General features: G+C 69.7%; 13 protein-coding genes. 7 read left to right on the top strand and 6 right to left on the bottom strand.

Translation table 11 applies throughout. From position 1 onward, the window contains the following. The first annotated feature begins 181 nt into the window (after positions 1-181). Positions 182-3,220, top strand: a complete 3,039-nt coding sequence (locus Q4V64_RS03735) for an alpha-L-rhamnosidase (RefSeq protein WP_253266679.1) — start codon at positions 182-184, stop codon at positions 3,218-3,220. On the opposite strand, the gene Q4V64_RS03730 is transcribed toward Q4V64_RS03735, so the two are convergent. The 6 genes from Q4V64_RS03730 to rhaI all read right to left on the bottom strand — a co-directional run bounded on the left by Q4V64_RS03730 (position 3,193) and on the right by rhaI (position 11,108). Continuing rightward, positions 3,193-3,870: a lactate utilization protein C gene (locus Q4V64_RS03730; RefSeq protein ID WP_124437156.1), complete on the bottom strand. Its 678-nt coding sequence runs from the start codon at positions 3,868-3,870 to the stop codon at positions 3,193-3,195. The genes Q4V64_RS03735 and Q4V64_RS03730 overlap by 28 nt on opposite strands. After that, positions 3,867-5,354 (bottom strand): LutB/LldF family L-lactate oxidation iron-sulfur protein, encoded by a 1,488-nt coding sequence (locus tag Q4V64_RS03725; RefSeq protein WP_124437155.1) that lies wholly within the window; start codon positions 5,352-5,354, stop codon positions 3,867-3,869. Before Q4V64_RS03725 ends, Q4V64_RS03730 begins: the two co-directional genes overlap by 4 nt. Then, the gene (locus Q4V64_RS03720; RefSeq protein WP_124437154.1) at positions 5,351-6,106 is read right to left on the bottom strand and encodes a (Fe-S)-binding protein; all 756 of its coding nucleotides are present in this window, start codon (positions 6,104-6,106) and stop codon (positions 5,351-5,353) included. Before Q4V64_RS03720 ends, Q4V64_RS03725 begins: the two co-directional genes overlap by 4 nt. A gap of 248 nt (positions 6,107-6,354) precedes the next feature. Then, positions 6,355-7,791: a rhamnulokinase family protein gene (locus tag Q4V64_RS03715; RefSeq protein WP_172628973.1), complete on the bottom strand. Its 1,437-nt coding sequence runs from the start codon at positions 7,789-7,791 to the stop codon at positions 6,355-6,357. Positions 7,792-7,796: 5 nt separating this feature from the next. Continuing rightward, positions 7,797-9,836: a bifunctional aldolase/short-chain dehydrogenase gene (locus tag Q4V64_RS03710; RefSeq protein WP_124437152.1), complete on the bottom strand. Its 2,040-nt coding sequence runs from the start codon at positions 9,834-9,836 to the stop codon at positions 7,797-7,799. A gap of 111 nt (positions 9,837-9,947) precedes the next feature. Further along, the gene (rhaI, locus tag Q4V64_RS03705; RefSeq protein ID WP_124437151.1) at positions 9,948-11,108 is read right to left on the bottom strand and encodes an L-rhamnose isomerase; all 1,161 of its coding nucleotides are present in this window, start codon (positions 11,106-11,108) and stop codon (positions 9,948-9,950) included. Positions 11,109-11,358: 250 nt separating this feature from the next. Here rhaI and Q4V64_RS03700 point away from each other — a divergent pair, with 250 nt between their 5' ends. The 6 genes from Q4V64_RS03700 (at position 11,359) to Q4V64_RS03675 (ending at position 17,932) form a co-directional block, all read left to right on the top strand. Continuing rightward, a complete protein-coding gene (locus tag Q4V64_RS03700) occupies positions 11,359-12,876 on the top strand; it encodes a sugar ABC transporter ATP-binding protein (RefSeq protein ID WP_124437150.1) in 1,518 nt (505 codons plus the stop codon). Then, positions 12,873-13,913, top strand: coding sequence for an ABC transporter permease (locus tag Q4V64_RS03695; protein WP_124437149.1), 1,041 nt, complete (start codon positions 12,873-12,875; stop codon positions 13,911-13,913). Before Q4V64_RS03700 ends, Q4V64_RS03695 begins: the two co-directional genes overlap by 4 nt. Beyond that, entirely contained in the window at positions 13,906-14,907 is a 1,002-nt protein-coding gene (locus Q4V64_RS03690) for an ABC transporter permease (protein ID WP_124437148.1), read from the top strand. Before Q4V64_RS03695 ends, Q4V64_RS03690 begins: the two co-directional genes overlap by 8 nt. Before the next feature lie 107 nt (positions 14,908-15,014). After that, positions 15,015-16,100, top strand: coding sequence for a rhamnose ABC transporter substrate-binding protein (rhaS, locus tag Q4V64_RS03685; RefSeq protein ID WP_124437147.1), 1,086 nt, complete (start codon positions 15,015-15,017; stop codon positions 16,098-16,100). A gap of 31 nt (positions 16,101-16,131) precedes the next feature. After that, a complete protein-coding gene (locus Q4V64_RS03680) occupies positions 16,132-16,452 on the top strand; it encodes an L-rhamnose mutarotase (RefSeq protein WP_124437146.1) in 321 nt (106 codons plus the stop codon). Between the two features lie 55 nt (positions 16,453-16,507). Next, positions 16,508-17,932: a BNR repeat-containing protein gene (locus tag Q4V64_RS03675; RefSeq protein WP_124437145.1), complete on the top strand. Its 1,425-nt coding sequence runs from the start codon at positions 16,508-16,510 to the stop codon at positions 17,930-17,932. Positions 17,933-17,941: the final 9 nt, after the last annotated feature.

The raw sequence follows: 17,941 nt of genomic DNA, 5'->3' as shown, positions 1-17,941 counted from the left end.
TGTTGGGGCCGTGGACACGTGTCACAGGCGCCACTATGTTCAACCGGCGATCGGACTGAATCGATACAACTCCGACGGCCGAAGGGATGACGGCATGAACGACGGAGTGAACGACTCGACCCGCCGAACGGTGCGCCGCAGAACGGTCCTGACGACAGCTTTGGGGGCGGTACCCGTGGCCATGGCCGGAGGCATCGGTACCGGGGCCACGGCCTCGGCGGCACCCGCTCCGCACCGGACCGCCGTGACGGGACTGACCGTCGAGCACCGCACGAACCCGCTCGGCGTGGACGCGCCACGACCGCGGTTCGGCTGGCGTACGGTCTCCCCGGTCCGCGGCCGCCGTCAGACGGCGTACCGGATCCTGGTGGCGACCGCGCCCGACCGGCTGACCCCCGCCCGCGCGGACGTCTGGAACAGCGGCCGTGTCACCTCACCCGACTCGGTCGCGGTGCGCTATGCCGGACCCGCGCTCCGCGCCTCCACCCGCTACCACTGGGCGGTGACGGTCTGGGACGAGAACGGCCGCGTGGTCCCCGCCGCCCCGACCGCCCACTTCGAGACCGCCCTGCTCAGCACCGACGGTGTCACCGGCTGGGCCGGCGCGCGCTGGATCACCATGGCGGGCAAGGAACCGGGCACCCCCGGCGCACCCCTCCTGCGACGGCAGACGGACCTGACGGGCCGTCAAGTCCGTGAGGCGCGCCTCTACATCACCGCCCTCGGCGTGTACGACGCCTACGTCAACGGTCACCGGGTCTGCGTACCGCAGGGCGACTCCACCACCCACGAACTCCTGGCCCCGGGCTGGACCAACTACGACACCACCGTCAACTACCTGACCTACGACGTCACGACCCTCGTGGCGGGCAGCCGGCAGGTCACCCTCGCGGCCGTGCTCGGCAACGGCTGGTACAACGGCCGCATCTCCGACAACAGCGTCTACTACTCCGCGGACGGCAACCGCCTCGCCCTCAAGGCCAAGCTCCTCATCCGGTACGCCGATGGATCCGAACAGACGGTCGTCACCGCACCCGGCACCGACTGGAAAGCCACCGACACCGGCCCTCACGGCGCCGACGACATCTACGACGGACAGACCTACGACGCCCGCAAGGAGCTGAAGGGCTGGACCGCAGGCGGCTTCGACACCTCGGGATGGGCGGGCACCGAGGAGCACGACCACGCCACCGCCTTCCCCGACGCGAAACTCGTCGCCTACCCCGGCGAGAGCGCCCGCCTGATGCCCGAGTGGGACCGAAAGCCGCACTCGATCACCGTCTGCACCGGCGTGACGGGCCAGGACGGCAGCCCCGACGGCAAGGGCCGCATCGTCGTCGACGACTCCCGCACGGTCACCGACCCGGCCGCGGCGGCCACCGCCACCGTGACGCTGCACCCCGGCGACACCGCCGTGATCGACCTCGGCCAGAACATGGTCGGCGTGCCCCGCTACACCCTGCGCGGCCCGGCGGGCGCCCAAGTCACCTTCAAGCCGGGCGAGATGCTCAACGACGCCAGCGCGGGCGCCGACGGGCCCGTCGGCTCGGTCTACCGCGCCAACCTGCGCACGGCCAAGGCGACCAGCACGTACGTCCTCAAGGGCGACCCGCACGGCGAGACCCACCAGGACTCGCTGACCTTCTACGGCTTCCGCTATGTCTCCGTCACCGCGACCGACACCGTCACCCTCACCGAGTTCACCGGCAAGGTCGCCACCTCCGCCCTGAACGACATCGGCACCATCACCACGAACGACCCCGACACCAACCAGCTGATCAACAACGTCCGTTGGGGCCAGCGCGGCAACTACCTCTGGGTGCCCACCGACTGCCCGCAGCGCGACGAACGCTGCGGCTGGACCGGCGACACCCAACTGTTCTCCCACACCGGCCTGTACAACGCCGACGCCGTCAACTTCCTCAGCCACTTCCAGGACACCCTGATCGACTCGCAGCGCACCTACGGCGCGGACGGCGCCCAGTTCACCTGGATCGCGCCCGGCGCCCGCTACAACCAGCCGGTCCCGGCGAGCGGTTGGGCGGACTGCGGGGTGGTCGTGCCGTGGACGGTGTGGCAGATGTCCGGCGACACCACCGTCATCGACCGCAGCTGGACCGCGATGACGACGTACATGGACTGGATCCGGGGGCGCACCGGCGACACCTACGCCGGACAGGGCGCGATCTTCGGCGACTGGCTGGCCTTCCAGGACACCAGCACCCAGCTCATCAGCGACGTCTACTACGGCTACAGCGCCCGGCTCATGGCGGACATGGCCCGCGCCACCGGCCGCACCGCCGAGATCCGCACCTACGAGCAGCTCTTCTCCCGGATCAAGCGGGCCTTCATCACCAAGTACCTCGCCACCGACGCGACCACGGGCCGGATCACGGTCCGATCGAGCCTGGGCGACCCGCCGCCCACGCCCGGCGACAGCCCGCGCAAGACCGAGGACGACACCCAGACCGCCCTGCTGTGGGTCCTCAAGCTCGGCCTGTACGACACGCAGGCCCAGCGCCGCGGGCTCGTCGAGCTGCTCGCCGAGAACATCGCCAACGGCGAGGCCTACAAGAAGGCCCACCCCGACAGCACGCGCGTCAAGTACGCGGAGAACACCCTCTCCGTCGGCTTCCTCGGCGTGAACGTCCTCGCCCCCGTCCTCACCGACGAGGGCCGCGTCGACCTGGCGTACAAGCTGCTGCACCAGAACGCGATGCCGTCCTGGCTGTACTCCGTGTCCAACGGCGCCACCACCATCTGGGAGCGCTGGAACTCGTACTCCAAGGAGGACGGCTTCGGCCCGGTCGACATGAACTCGTTCAACCACTACTCCTACGGCGCGATCATGGAGTGGATGTACGAGAGCATGGCCGGCATCGCCAAGGACCCGGCGCACCCGGGCTTCCGGCACTTCTTCCTGCGCCCGCACCTCGACCCGACAGGGAAGATCACGCATGTGGGCGGGTCACATGTCTCGCCGTACGGCGAGATCGTCAGCGAGTGGCAGGTGAACGGCCGGAAGCTGGCCTACCGGGCCGCCGTGCCCGCGAACAGCACCGCGACCCTCCGTCTTCCCACCGCCGATCCGTCCACCGTCCGCGAGGGCAGGACACCCCTGTCCCGGGTCGACGGCGTCGAACACCTCGGCTTCGCGGACGGCGTCGCCTCCTACCGGCTGCCGTCCGGCCGCTACGAACTGACGTCCGCGCTCGCCTGACCGCCCACCAGCACGACCTCCAGGGTGCGCGGACCGTGCACCCCCTCGACCCGGTCCAGCTCGATGTCGCTGGTCGCCGACGGCCCGGAGATCCAGGTCAACGGGCGGGCCGGGTCGAGGCGTTCGAGGGCCTGGGGGACCGACGAGACGACCTGCTCGGGAACCCGCACGACACAGACGTGGTGGTCGGGGACGAGGCTGATACGGCGGCGCCCCTGGTCGGGCGAACCGTCCAGCACGATCGTGCCGGTCTCGGCGACGGCCACCGCGCAAGCCGTGATCACGCTGTCGACCCGGTCCAGCTCGTGCGGGGTGCTCTCCGCCCGGTCGGGGACCCGCTCGGCCTCCGCCGCCGCGAGCCACTCCGGATCCAGGCCCGGCGGGACGAGCACCGTCTTCGCGCCCCGTGCGGCCAGCATCCCGGCGATCGTCGCCGGCAGGTCGGCGGCGGTGCAGCGGTGCACGATCGCCCGGTAGTCCGCCAGGTTCTCGGCCAGCAGATCCACCGTCTGCTCGACACTCCGGTCACCGTGCTCGCGCAGGTAGTCGCGGGGAACCGCCTGCTCGTACGGCATGTCGTCCTGTCGTACGTCCTCCACGTCCGCCAGCGCGCGCCGCACCCGGCCCAGGATCCGCTCCCTGCTGCTCACTTCGCTCCGTCCTTTCCGCCATTCGTGCGCTGCCACCAGTCACGGAACGGCTCCGCCGGCACCGATGGCAGATCCCGCGTGCCGCTCCACGCGCTGCCGGGGCCGGGAAGCGTGCGCGGATGGAGGCGTCGGGTACGCGACGCCAGCCTCTGGCCGGTGCGCAGGGCACCCGGACGCGTGAACGCCCAGCGTGCCGCGCGCATGGCCGCCCGCTCGGCGGCGTGCCCCTTCGCGGGCTTGAGCACCACCTTGTTGCCCTCGCGCGTCACCGGCCCGCCCTCCACGACCCGCTCCCGCAGATGCACCAGCACCTCGGGGATGTCGATGGCGACCGGGCACACCTCGTAGCAGGCACCGCACAGCGACGAGGCATACGGCAGGGAGGCGTCGATCTCGCTGCCCGTGCCCCGCAGCTGGGGGCTCAGGATGGCGCCGATCGGGCCCGGGTACACCGACCCGTACGCGTGGCCGCCGGCCCGCTCGTACACCGGGCAGACGTTCAGACACGCCGAGCAGCGGATGCAGCGCAGGGCCTGGCGGCCGACCTCGTCGGCGAGCGTGTCGGTGCGGCCGTTGTCGAGCAGGACCAGGTGGAAGGTCTGCGGGCCGTCAGCCGTCTCGGAGTCTGTCGTACCCGTCCAGGTCGACGTGTACGGGTTCATGCGCTCGGCCGTCGAGGAGCGGGGGAGTGTCTGCAGGAACACCTCCAGGTCCCGCCAGGTAGGCACGATCTTCTCGATACCGACGACCGAGATGAGGGTCTCGGGCAGGGTGAGGCACATCCGCCCGTTGCCCTCGGACTCCACGACGACCAGCGTGCCGGTCTCGGCGACCATGAAATTGGCGCCGGAGATGCCGACCTTGGCGCGCAGGAACTTCTCGCGCAGGTGGAGGCGGGCGGCCTCGGCGAGTTCGGCGGGCGTGTCGGTGAGGCCCTCGGGGGCGGGGCGGCCCCACTCGCTCATCTCGCGCGTGAAGATGTCCCGGATCTCGCCCCGGTTGCGGTGGATCGCCGGGACGAGGATGTGCGAGGGCCGGTCCTTGCCCAACTGCACGATCAGTTCGGCGAGATCGGTCTCGTAGGCGTGGATTCCCTCTTCGAGAAGGGCCTCGTTGAGTCCGATCTCCTGCGTGGCCATCGACTTGACCTTGACGACCTCCGACTCGCCGGTCCGCTGGACGAGTTCGGTCACGATCCGGTTGGCCTCGTCGGCGTCGGCGGCCCAGTGGACGGTGCCGCCCGCCGCCGTGACCGACTCCTCCAACTGCTCCAGGTAGTGGTCGAGATGACGGAGCGTATGGTCCTTGATCCGCTTGCCCGCCTCCCGCAACTCCGCCCAGTCGGACACCTCCGCGACGGCCTTGGCCCGCTTGGCGCGGATCGTGTGCGTGGCGTGGCGCAGATTGCCGCGCAGGGTCGGGTTGTTGACCGCCTCGTGCGCGGCCTTCGGGAAGGCCGGCATTCCTACGAACGTGCCGCTCATGCCGCCGGTTCCTCCTCCGTGCTCGCCAGGATCTCCGCGAGGTGCACGGGCCGCATGCCCGTCCTGAGCCGGGTCATCGTCCCGCCGATGTGCATCAGACAGGAGTTGTCCGCCGCGCACAGCACATCCGCACCGGTCGACTCGGCGTTGCGCACCTTGTCGGCGCCCATCGCCGCCGAGACATCGGAGTTCTTCAGGGCGAAGGTGCCGCCGAAGCCGCAGCACTCGTCCGCCCCCGGCAACTCGACCAGCTCCAGCCCCTTCACGGCCTGGAGCAGCCGCCGGGGCCGCTCGCCCAGGCCCAGCCCGCGCAGCCCGTGGCAGGTCGGGTGGTACGTCACCGTGTGCGGGTAGTACGCCCCGACGTCCGTCACCCCCAGCACGTCCACCAGGAACTCCGTGAGCTCGTACGTCTTCGGCACGACCGGCGCCAAGGTGGCGGAGAGGGTGTCCCCGCGTCCTTCGGCCCGGGCTCGCTCACCCATCCGCGGGTACAACTCCCGCACCATCGCACCGCACGACCCGGACGGCGTCACGATCGCCTCATAGTCCCGGAAGACATCGGAGAAATGCCGGGCGAGCGGTTCCGCCTCATGCCGGTATCCGGTGTTGTAGTGCGCCTGTCCGCAGCAGGTCTGGGCCATCGGGAAGTCGACCTCGACGCCCAGTCTGGTCAGCAGTTTCACCACGGCGCGCCCGGTGTCCGGATAGAGCGTGTCGTTGACGCAGGTCAGGAACAGGGCGACACGCATCGCGGCTCCTAGTAGTCGATCATCGGATGAGTGAAGCGTAGTCCGGGCCTAGGGCCTGTGTCGAAAGTGGCGTCGTCCGCCCGAAGGGCGGGCCGGGCGGCGTCTGGTGCGTGCTCTCGGCGTGCCGGGCGGAAGCCCTCGTACTGGACGTACTTGGGCTTTCGCCCGGTGCGGCGAGAGTGCGTGCCAGGCGTCGCCCGGCAGGCGCCACTTTCGACACAGGCCCTAGGGGCCCGGGGGAGTCCCCGTCACCCCACGGCGAGCCTCGCCTGCGCCGCGCGCCACCGGGCCGTGTCGCCCTGCGGCTCGTACCGGGTCAGCGGCTGCGTACGGGTGAGCAGTCCGCGCATCCCCGCCAGGTCGCCGACGAGTCCGTGGGCCCGGGCCTGGACCAGGACGTTGCCCAGAGCGGCGGCCTCCGTCGGGCCCGCGACGACCGGCAGCCCGCAGGCGTCGGCCGTCAGCTGGCACAGCAGGGCGTTGCGGGTGCCGCCCCCGACGACGTACACGACGTCGACCGGATGGCCGGCCAGACGCTGCGCGTCCTCGACGGCCCTGCGGTGGGCCAGGGCGAGGGAGTCGAGGATGCAGCGCGTGACCTCGGCGGGGGACTCGGGCACCGGCTGCCCCGAGGCACGGCAGGCCTCGGCGATCCGCTCCGGCATCCGGCCCGGCGCCAGGAACGCCGCGTCGCCCGCGTCCACGACCGACCGCAGCGCCGGCACCTTCGCGGCATCGAGCAGCAGCCCGCCCAAGTCGGGGTCCCCCCAGGCCCGTACACACTCCTGGAGCAGCCACAGGCCCATGATGTTGCGCAGATACCGGACCGTGCCGTCCAGCCCCAGCTCATTGGTGAAGTTGGCCAGGCGGCTCTCCTCCGTCAGCACCGGCGCGTCCAGCTCCAGGCCCGCCAGGGACCAGGTGCCGGTGCAGATGTACGCGAACCGCTCGCCGCCCGCCGGGACGGCCGCCACGGCGGACGCCGTGTCGTGCGAACCGACCGTCGTCACCGGAACCGGCCCGGCCAGCCCGGTCTCCTCCAGCACTTCCGGCCGCAGCACGCCCGCCGGATCGCCGGGCTGCCGCAGCGGCGCGAACAGGCCGAGGTCGATGCCGAGCCGAGCGGCGACGTCGGACGACCACGTGCGCGTGCGGGGGTCGATCAGCTGGGTGGTGGAGGCGTTGGTCAGCTCGGTGCCCTGCTCGCCCGTGAGCCAGTACGTCAGCAGGTCCGGGATGAGCAACAACCGCTCGGCATACGGCAGTTGAGCCGACGATCGCGCCGCGACCAGCTGGTACAGCGTGTTGAAGGGCGCGTACTGCAGCCCGGTCGCCGAGTACAGCTCGTCGGCTGGCACCGTCGCCCACACCTTCTCCGCGATGCCCTCGGTACGGGCGTCCCGGTAGTGCACGGGATTGCCGAGCAACGCCCCGTCGGCGTCGAGCAGGCCGTAGTCCACGGCCCAGCTGTCGATGCCGACGGAATCGACGTGCCCCGCCGCCCGAAGCCCCTCCAGGACGCCCCCGTACAGCGAGAGCACGTCCCAGCGCAGCCCCTCGGGCACCCGGACCGGCCGGTTGGGGAAGCGGTGCGCCTCGGCCAGCTCCAGGCTGTCGGGGCCGACGCGGCCGACCATGACACGCCCGCTGGAGGCGCCCAGGTCGACCGCGGCGTACGACTTCACGGCCGTCACCGCAGGAAGGCGGCCGCGACGCCGGCGTCGACCGGGACGTGCAGCCCGGTGGTGTGCGACAGCTCTCCGCCGGTCAGCGCGAACACCGCGTTGGCCACGTGGTCGGGCAGCACCTCGCGCTTGAGGATGGTCCGCTGGGCGTAGAACTCGCCCAGCTTCTCCTCGGGCACGCCGTACACGGCCGCCCGCTTGGCGCCCCAGCCGCCCGCGAAGATCCCGGAGCCGCGCACGACGCCGTCCGGGTTGACACCGTTGACGCGGATGCCGTGCTCACCCAGCTCGGCGGCCAGCAGCCGCACCTGATGGGCCTGGTCGGCCTTGGTCGCCGAGTAGGCGATGTTGTTGGGCCCGGCGAAGACGGCGTTCTTAGAGGCGATGTAGACGATGTCGCCGCCCAGCCCCTGCGCGATCATCACCCGGGCCGCCTCGCGCGAGACGAGGAAGGAGCCGCGCGCCATGATGTCGTGCTGCAGGTCCCAGTCCTTCGCGGAGGTCTCCAGCAGCGGCTTGGAGATGGAGATCCCGGCGTTGTTGACCACCAGGTCCACGCCGCCGAAGGCCAGCGCCGCCGCCTTGAAGGCCTCGGCGATCTGCTCCTCGGACGTCACGTCGACGGTCACGGCGACGGCCTTGTCGGGCCCGCCGAGCTCCTCGGCGACGGCCTGGGCGTTGTCGGCGTTGAGGTCCGCGATCACGACACACGCGCCCTCGGCGACCAGCCGCTGCGCGATGGCCCTGCCGATCCCGCTGCCCGCGCCCGTGACGAGCGCGATGCGCGTCGCCAGCGGCTTGGGCTTCGGCATCCGCTGGAGCTTGGCCTCCTCCAGCGCCCAGTACTCGATGCGGAACTTCTCCGACTCCTCGATCGGCGCGTACGTCGAGACCGCCTCGGCCCCGCGCATCACGTTGATCGCGTTGACATAGAACTCGCCGGCGACACGGGCGGTCTGCTTGTCCTTGCCGAAGGAGAACATGCCCACGCCCGGCACGAGCACGATCGCCGGGTCGGCGCCGCGCATCGCGGGGGAGTCGGGCTCGGCGTGCCGCTGGTAGTAGGCGGCGTACTCCTCCCGGTACTCGGCGTGCAGCTCCTTCAGGCGCGCGATCGCCTCGTCCAGGTCGGCCGTCGGCGGCAGGTCGAGGACCAGCGGCCTGACCTTCGTACGGAGGAAGTGGTCGGGGCAGGAGGTGCCGAGGGCCGCGAGGCGCGGGTGCTCGGCACTGGCGAGGAAGTCGAGGACGACCTCGGAGTCGGTGAAGTGACCGACCTGCGGGCGGTCCTGCGAGGCCAGCGACCGGATCACCGGCGCGAGAGCGGCGGCCCGCTCCCGGCGCTCGGCGGCACCGAGCGCCGCGAATCCCTCGATGACCGGCCCGAAGGGCTCCGCCTTGCCCCGCTCGGCGAGGAACGCCTCCGCCGTCCGGATGATGTGCAGCGAGTTGCGCTCGCACTCCTCGGACGTGTCACCCCAGGCCGTGATCCCGTGCCCGCCGAGGACGCACCCGATCGCCTGCGGGTTGGCCTCCTTCACGGCCGCGATGTCCAGCCCCAGCTGAAAACCGGGCCGCCGCCACGGCACCCACACGACGGTGTCGCCGAAACACTCGGCGGTCAGCTTCTCCCCGTCGGCCGCGCAGGCCAGCGCGATCCCGGAGTCCGGGTGCAGATGATCGACGTGCGCGGCTTCCACCAGCCCGTGCATGGCGGTGTCGATGGAGGGAGCAGCCCCGCCCTTGCCGTGCAGGCAGTAGTCGAAGGCGGCGACCATCTCGTCCTCCCGCTCGACCCCGGGGTACACCCCCTTCATCGCCCGCAGCCGATCCAGCCGCAACACGGCCAGCCCGGCCTCGGTCAACGTCCCGAGGTCACCCCCGGACCCCTTCACCCACATCAACTCGACGTCACCACCGGTGACGGGATCGGTGTCGGTGCCCTTGGCGGACGCGTTGCCGCCGGCGTAGTTGGTGTTGCGGGGGTCGGCGCCGAGCCGATGGGAACGGGCGAGCAGAGCAGCGGCCTCGGGATGGGGTGCCATGAACCTTCAGTCCTTACATGAGAGAGGGTGAGTGAACTCAAGGGCGCGGGGAACTGCGCGACCAGCCACAGACGGGCCCGCAGTCCGCGTACGACAGATCTCGGCAGACGCTCACGCCCCCCAACCGGCCTGCTGTCCACCAACCCGCTCAGCCACGATCTTCTCGGCCCACCCGGACCGCCGATACGCCGCAATTGGGTCCGCATCCAGCTCCATCTCTTCCCGCACCTCGGCGAGCAGCGGCCGCACATCCGTGTTGTACGCGTCCATCAGCACGGCATTGGCCTCCAGCACATCACCGGACCGCTGTGCCGCAACCAACGCCTCCCGGTCAACCAGCAGAGCCTTGGCCGTGGCCTCCTGCACATTCATCACCGACCGGATGATCGCCGGAATCTTCGCCTCGATGTTGTGGCACTGATCCAGCATGAACGCGACCTCAGGGGCGAAACCACCGCCGCGGATGACCTCGTACATGATCCGGAACAGCTGGAACGGATCCGCCGCCCCGACCATCAGGTCGTCGTCCGCATAGAACCGCGAGTTGAAGTCGAACCCACCGAGCTTCCCCTCCCGCAGCAGCGTCGCCACGATGAACTCGATGTTGGTACCGGGCGCGTGATGCCCCGTGTCCACCACGACCTGCGCCTTCTCACCGAGCTTGAGGCAGTGGGCGTACGCGGTGCCCCAGTCCGGCACATCGGTCGTGTAGAACGCCGGCTCGAAGAACTTGTACTCCAGCAGCATCCGCTGCCCGTCGCCCAGCCGCTCGTACACCTCGGCCAGACCCTCCGCGAGCCGGTCCTGTCGCTCCCGGATGTCGTCCTGCCCGGGATAGTTCGTGCCGTCGGCGAACCACAGCTTCAGATCCCGCGACCCGGTGGCGTCCATGATGTCGACGCACTCCAGCAGGTGGTCCAGCGCCTTGCGCCGCACCGCCGCGTCCGCGTGACAGATGCTGCCCAGCTTGTAGTCGTCGTCCTGGAACGTGTTCGAATTGATCGCGCCCAGCTTCACGCCGTGTTCCTCGGCGTACTTCGCCAGCGCCGCGTAGTCCTCGACCTTGTCCCACGGGATGTGCAGCGCGACCGTCGGGGCCACGCCGGTGAACTCGTGCACCTTGGCCGCGTCCGCCAGCTTCTCCCACGGGTTCCGGGGGACACCCGCCTGCGCGAACACCTTGAAGCGGGTGCCCGAGTTCCCGTACGCCCACGACGGCGTCTCGACTGCCTGGGTCTTGAGAGCGGCCTTCACCGCAGCGAGCTCGGTCACTTGAGGGCTCCTTCGTATGAATCGATTCAAAACGCGAAGCTATGGCTCGTCCGTAGGGGTGTCAAGGGGTCCGGCACAGCCGGTCTCCCGTGCTCTGACCGTGACCTTTGCCTATCGAATACCTATCGAAACTTTTTCGACCCGGACCCATTGACGTGACATGGCTGGCGCGCCTAACGTCCCGGCAACCGAGTTGAAACCTTTCACGACGCTGTGACGGAGTCCCGCCGGCGTCGTCGAGGAGCCCCTCATGACCCACCCGTCCGAAGCGGGTCCGGCCCCGGTGTTGTCGCTCAAGGACGTATCGAAGTCCTTCGGAGCGGTGCGCGCCCTGCGGGACGTGTCCCTGGAGCTGTTCCCCGGCGAGGTCCATGCCCTCGCCGGTGAGAACGGCGCGGGCAAGTCGACCCTCATCAAGACGCTCGCCGGGGTGCACCGACCGGATGCCGGCCAGGTGCTGCTCGAAGGTGAGCCCGTCCTCTTCCACGGCCCGGGCGACGCCCGCGACGCCGGTATCGCCGTGATCTACCAAGAGCCCACGCTCTTTCCCGACCTGTCGATCGCCGAGAACATCTTCATGGGCCGTCAGCCGCGGCGTGCCCTCGGCCGGATCGACCACAAGGCCACGCACGCCGCGACCCTGGCCCTGATGCAGAGTCTCGGCGTCGAACTCGACCCCGACCGCCCCGCCCGCGGCCTGTCGATCGCCGACCAGCAGATCGTCGAGATCGCCAAGGCCCTCTCCTTCGACGCCCGCGTACTGATCATGGACGAGCCGACGGCCGCCCTCACCGGCAGTGAGGTGGCCCGGCTCTTCGGCGTCGTGCGCACCCTGCGTGAGCAGGGCGCCGCCGTCCTCTTCATCTCGCACCGCCTCGAGGAGATCTTCCAGATCTGCCAACGGGTGACCACCTTGCGCGACGGCGCCTGGATCGCCAGCGAGCCGCTCGACGACATGACCGAGGACGACCTCGTACGCCGCATGGTCGGCCGCGATCTCGACGACCTGTATCCGAAGCAGGAGGTCAAGCCCGGAGAGGTCGCGCTGAGCGTGCGCCGGCTGACCCGGGAAGGCGTCTTCACCGACGTGTCCTTCGACGTACGGCACGGGGAGATCGTAGGTCTCGCCGGGCTCGTCGGCGCAGGCCGTACGGAGGTCGCCCGGGCCGTCTTCGGCATCGACAGCTGGGACGCGGGCGAGGTCGAGGTCCAGGGGCGCAAGCTCACCAACGGGGCCCCGTCCACCGCGATGGCCGCCGGGCTCGCCCTCGTCCCTGAGGACCGGCGCGCGCAGGGCCTGGTGATGGACATGTCCATCGAGCGCAACATCGGGCTCACCGGTCTTCGGACGACGGTGAAGGCCGGGCTCGTGGACCGCGGCGCCGAACGCAGCCGCTCCCTCGACTGGGCCGTCAAGCTCCAGGTCAAGTACGCCCGGATCGCCGACACCGTGAACACGCTGTCCGGCGGCAACCAGCAGAAGGTCGTCCTGGCCAAGTGGCTCGCCACCGGCCCCAAGGTACTGATCGTCGACGAGCCGACCCGCGGCATCGACGTCGGCACCAAGGCCGAGGTGCACCGGCTGCTCAGCCGGCTGGCCGCCGACGGCGTGGCCGTACTGATGATCTCCTCCGACCTGCCCGAGATCCTCGGCATGGCCGACCGCGTGCTCGTGATGCACGAGGGCCGCCTCACCGCCGAGATCCCGCGCGCCGAAGCCACCGAGGAGTCCGTGATGGCCGCAGCCACCGGGAGGGCCGCCGCATGACGGTCCTCACCCCGAACGAGACCCCCGTCGCCGACGTGCCCAAGTCCAGCGGCACCCGGCTCGTCGACCGCGTCTTCAAGATGCGCGAACTCGCCATCCTGGTCGTCTTCCTGGTGATGATCGCCATCACCCAGGCAGGCAACAGCGAGTTCCTGTCCGAGCAGGGCATCAAGGACCTGCTGCTGAACGCGACCATCCTGGTGCTGGTCGCCACCGGCCAGGCGCTGGTCGTCATCACCCGCAACGTCGACCTCTCGGTCGGCTCCACCCTCGGCATCAGCGCCTTCGCCGCCGGTACGTACCTCCAGGGCGGCGGCGACTCCGTCGTGGCCGTACTCCTGGCGGTCCTGATGGGTGTCGGCTTCGGCCTGCTCAACGGCCTGCTGGTCAGCTTGGGCCAGGTGCCCGCGCTCGTCGTCACCCTCGGCACGATGTACATCATCCGCGGCATCGACTCCATCTGGGTGGGCTCCCGCCAGATCACCGCGGCCGACCTGCCCGGCGGTTTCGTGGACTTCGGCTCCGGGGGCATCTCCGCGGTGCCGTGGCTGGCGATGATCGCCCTCGCCGTGCTGGTGGCGACCGCGTACTACCTGAAGCACTTCGGCAGCGGACGCGAGCTGTACGCGCTCGGCTCCAACCCGGAGGCCGCCCGGCTCGCCGGCATCGCGGTCCGCAAGCGGACCCTCACCGCGTACACCTTCTGCGGCGCCCTCGCGGGCCTCGCCGGGGCGATGTACCTGGCCCGGTTCGGCAACGTCGACTCCGGCACCGGCAACGGCTACGAACTCACCGTCGTCAGCGCGGTCGTGGTCGGCGGCGTGGTCTTCACCGGTGGCTCCGGCAGCGTCTACGGCGCCGCGCTCGGCGCGCTGCTGCTGACCTCCATCAACAGCGTGCTGCCTGCCCTCGGCGTCAGTTCCGTGTGGGTGATGGCCATCAACGGCACCCTGCTCATCCTCGCCATCGCGGTCGACCGGATCGTCGCGCTGCGCGTGGCCTCCGCACTGAAGAAGAGGAACGCCCGCCATGCCTGAGTCCCTCAGCCGTGCGATCCGCTGGTCCGCCTCTTTGAGGTGGGATGGGGCCGTCGGCGTCCTCCTGATCGTCCTGTTGCTGCTGTCCTTCTCCACCGTCGACGGCTTCGGCAACGCCCTCAACCTGTCGTTCCTGCTCGGCAACACCCTGCCGATCGCGCTGATCGCCCTGCCGATGACGCTGCTGGTGGTCGCCGGCGAGATCGACCTGTCGGTCGCCTCCACGGCCGGCCTGTCCGGCGCGGTGATGGGCGCCCTGTGGAACGAGGGCATGACGATCGAGGCGATCATCCCGATCTGCCTGCTCCTTGGCGTGGTCTGCGGACTGATCAACGGCCTGCTGGTGACCCGGCTCGGGCTGCCGTCCCTCGCCGTCACCATCGGCACACTCGCCGCCTACCGGGGCATCGCGCAGATCGTGCTCGGCTCGGACGCGGTGACCGACTTCCCCACCCAGTACCTGGACTTCGCCGCCGGGCGCATCGGCGACACGTTCATCCCGCAGGCCTTCCTGCCCTTCCTGGTCCTGCTCGCGATCGCCCTGGTCGCCCTGCACGCCACCCCGTTCGGACGGTCGCTGTTCGCGATCGGCGCCAATGAGGAGGCCGCGCGGTTCGCCGGCATCCGGGTCAAGCGGCAGAAGCTCATCCTGTTCACGGTGACCGGCCTGATGGCCTCCCTCACCGGCATCTTCTGGGCGCTCCACTACGCCAGCGCCCGCTACGACAACGCCACCGGCCTCGAACTCTCCGTCGTGGCAGCCGTGTTGCTGGGCGGCATCGACTTCGACGGAGGCAAGGGCACGCTCGGCGGCGCGATCGCGGGAGTCTTCCTGCTCGGCGCGCTGCAGAACGTGATGAGCCTCCAGGACGTCTCCGCCCAGTCGCAGATTGTCGTCACCGGCGTTCTGCTCGTCCTCTCCGTGCTCGCCCCCCGGGTCGCACGGCAGATCTCCGTCGCGAGGGCGGCACGCTCCGCTGGAAAGGCCGTTTGAAACCTGCGGGTCGTCTGTGGCTGGTCGCGCCCACGCGGCGGAGCCGCATATCGATACAGCCCCGCGCCCCTAGGGGCATCCACTCACCTCCGCCAAAAGGAACCGCCATGCGCAAGTCATCCCTCCGCCGTACCTGTGCGGCCCTCGCCGCAGTCACCTCCCTCGCCCTGGCCGCCACCGCCTGCGGCGGCACCACCAAGGAGGACGTCAAGAGCGAGAGCTCCGGCGGCGCCGCCTCGGGCGGCAAGGCCGACCCGAACGCGGCCACCAAGAAGGGCCTGACCATCGGCTTCCTGCCCAAGCAGGTCAACAACCCGTACTTCACCACCGCCGACAAGGGCGGCGAGGCGGCCGTGAAGGAGCTCGGCTCCAGCTACAAGGAGGTCGGCCCCTCCAGCGCCACCGACACCGCGGGTCAGGTGTCCTACGTCAACACCCTCACCCAGCAGCAGGTCAACGCCATGGCCGTCTCCGCGCAGGACCCCGGCGCCCTGTGCACCGCGCTCAAGCAGGCCATGAAGAACGACATCAAGGTCGTCACCTACGACTCCGACACCAACCCCGACTGCCGCAACGCCTTCGTCTCGCAGGCGTCCGCAGAGGACCTCGGCCGCACCGAGGTGCAGCTGCTCGCCGAACAGATCGGCTACAAGGGCGAGATCGCGATCCTGTCCGCCGCGCAGACCGCGACCAACCAGAACGTCTGGATCAACTTCATGAAGGAGGAGCTCAAGGACCCCAAGTACAAGGACATCAAGCTCGTCAAGGTCGCCTACGGTGACGACGACGCCCAGAAGTCCTTCCAGCAGACCCAGGGCCTGCTCCAGGAGTACCCGAACCTGAAGGGGATCATCTCCCCGACCACCGTCGGCATCAAGGCGGCCGCCCAGTACCTGTCGGGCTCCAAGTACAAGGGCAAGGTCAAGCTGACCGGCCTCGGCACCCCGAACGACATGCGCAAGTACGTCAAGAACGGCACCGTCGACGCCTTCGAGCTGTGGGACCCGTCCAAGCTCGGCGAGCTGGCCGCCCGTACGGCCGTCGCCCTGGTCTCGGGTCAGATCACCGGCAAGGAGGGCGAGACCTTCAAGGCCGGCGCCATGGGCGAGTACACCATCGGCAAGGACGGCGTGATCAGCCTCGGCAAGCCGACCGTCTTCGACAAGAAGAACATCGACCAGTTCAACTTCTGATCACCAACTCACGACAGGAGAGCGGTACTTCATGCAGCGCGTCTGTTTCCTGCTCAAGGTCCGTCAGGACAAGATCGCCGAGTACCGCGAACGCCATGCCGCCGTGTGGCCGGAGATGCTTCAGGCGCTCTCGGCCACCGGCTGGCACAACTACTCCCTCTTCCTGCGCGACGACGGCCTGCTCGTCGGCTACCTGGAGACCGAGGACTTCGAGGCCGCCAAGGCCGGTATGGAGGCCACCGAGGTCAACGCCCGCTGGCAGGCCGAGATGGGCCCCTTCTTCGAATCCCTCGACGGCGAACGCCCCGACGAGGCGATGAAACCGCTCACCGAGGTGTTCCACCTCGCCTGACACCCCTCCTGCCCTGCTCCCCGCTTTCCCCCTCGCCGACAACGGAGTCCCCGAGATGAAGAGACGTACGCTGCTGGGCGCCGCCCTCGCTGGAGCCGTGATGACCCCTGCCCTCACCGCCGGCACCGCCCGCGCCGCCGACCCCGGACCCTCGGTCACCCGGCGGGGCACCACCACGCTCGACAGCCAGGCCATCTTCTTCGTGTCCTACGACGGACTGGTCAACAACAACTCCTTCCAGAAGAACGGCCTGCTGACCTACAAGGGCTACCAGTACGCCGTCTGGTACACCGCCGACCGCAACGCCGTCGTGGGCCGCCGGGTGCTCGGTTCGAGCACCTGGTCCACCGTCAAGGTCGGCCACACGCTCCGCTACAACGACTCCCACAACGTCATCTCGATGGGCGTCTCCAAGGTGGACGGCCGCCTCCACCTCAACATGGACTCGCACAGCGACGGCTTCACCTACGTCAAGTCGGTGGCCGGCCTCATGGACAACCCGGCCGGGCTGAGCTGGACCACGAGCCGCTTCGGCGCACCGCAGTCCACCCTCGACGGACTCGCGCTCACCTCGCAGTTCACCTACCCCCAGTTCGTCTCCACTCCCGAGGGCCGGCTCCAGCTCAGCTACCGTGTCGCGATCTCCGGCAACGGCCGCAACGCCCTCGCCGAGTACGACGGCACCAAGTGGACCAACCTCGGCGAGTGGTCCAGCTCCACCGGCACCTACACCAGCGAGCACGGCTCCAGCACGGCCCGCAACATGTACCTGCACGGCATCGACTACGACGCCGGCGGCCGGCTGCACTCCTTCTTCACCTGGCGCGAGCAGAACGGCGCCGTGATGTGCAACGGCGGCGGCATCACCAACCACGACACCGGCTACGTCTACTCGGACGACCGGGGCCGGACCTGGCGCAACAACGCGGGCGCGGTCGTCGGCACCACCGGCGGCTCCGACAAGGTGTCCGTCACCGACGGCGGCCTCGTGGTGGACCCGCTCAACCCCGACCACTCCCTGATGAACCAGGAGAGCCAGGCCACCGACTCCGCCGGCCGCCCGCACGCGATCATCTCCTACGTCCCCGGCCGCTTCGGCCAGTGCACGACGAATTACGTGACCGACCGCACCACCAACGGCCGTGCCTTCCACGTCCGCAAGAACGCCTCCGGCACCTGGCAGAAGACCGAGATCCCGGTCCCGCTGAACTCCAGCCAGCGCACCAAGCTGGTCCTGGACAAGTACGACAACGCCTACGCGATCTTCCCGTTCGGCCGGATCGCCGGCGCCTCCGCGGCCTCCGGACACACCGACTGGAGGATCCTGTTCGACGGCAGCGGCCTCAATGCCTTCGGCGAGGTCGTGATCGACGAGATGCGGGTCAAGGCCGACAACGTCCTGTCGGTCATGTACCAGGAGAAGTCGAGCGGCACGACCCCCTCGGCGCTTCACGTCGTCGACTTCGCGTTGCCCGCGTGACCGGGCCTG

Source organism: Streptomyces sp. NL15-2K (genome assembly GCF_030551255.1).
In the GTDB taxonomy this organism is placed as follows: domain Bacteria; phylum Actinomycetota; class Actinomycetes; order Streptomycetales; family Streptomycetaceae; genus Streptomyces.
This window is presented reverse-complemented; position numbering and strand designations above follow the sequence as displayed.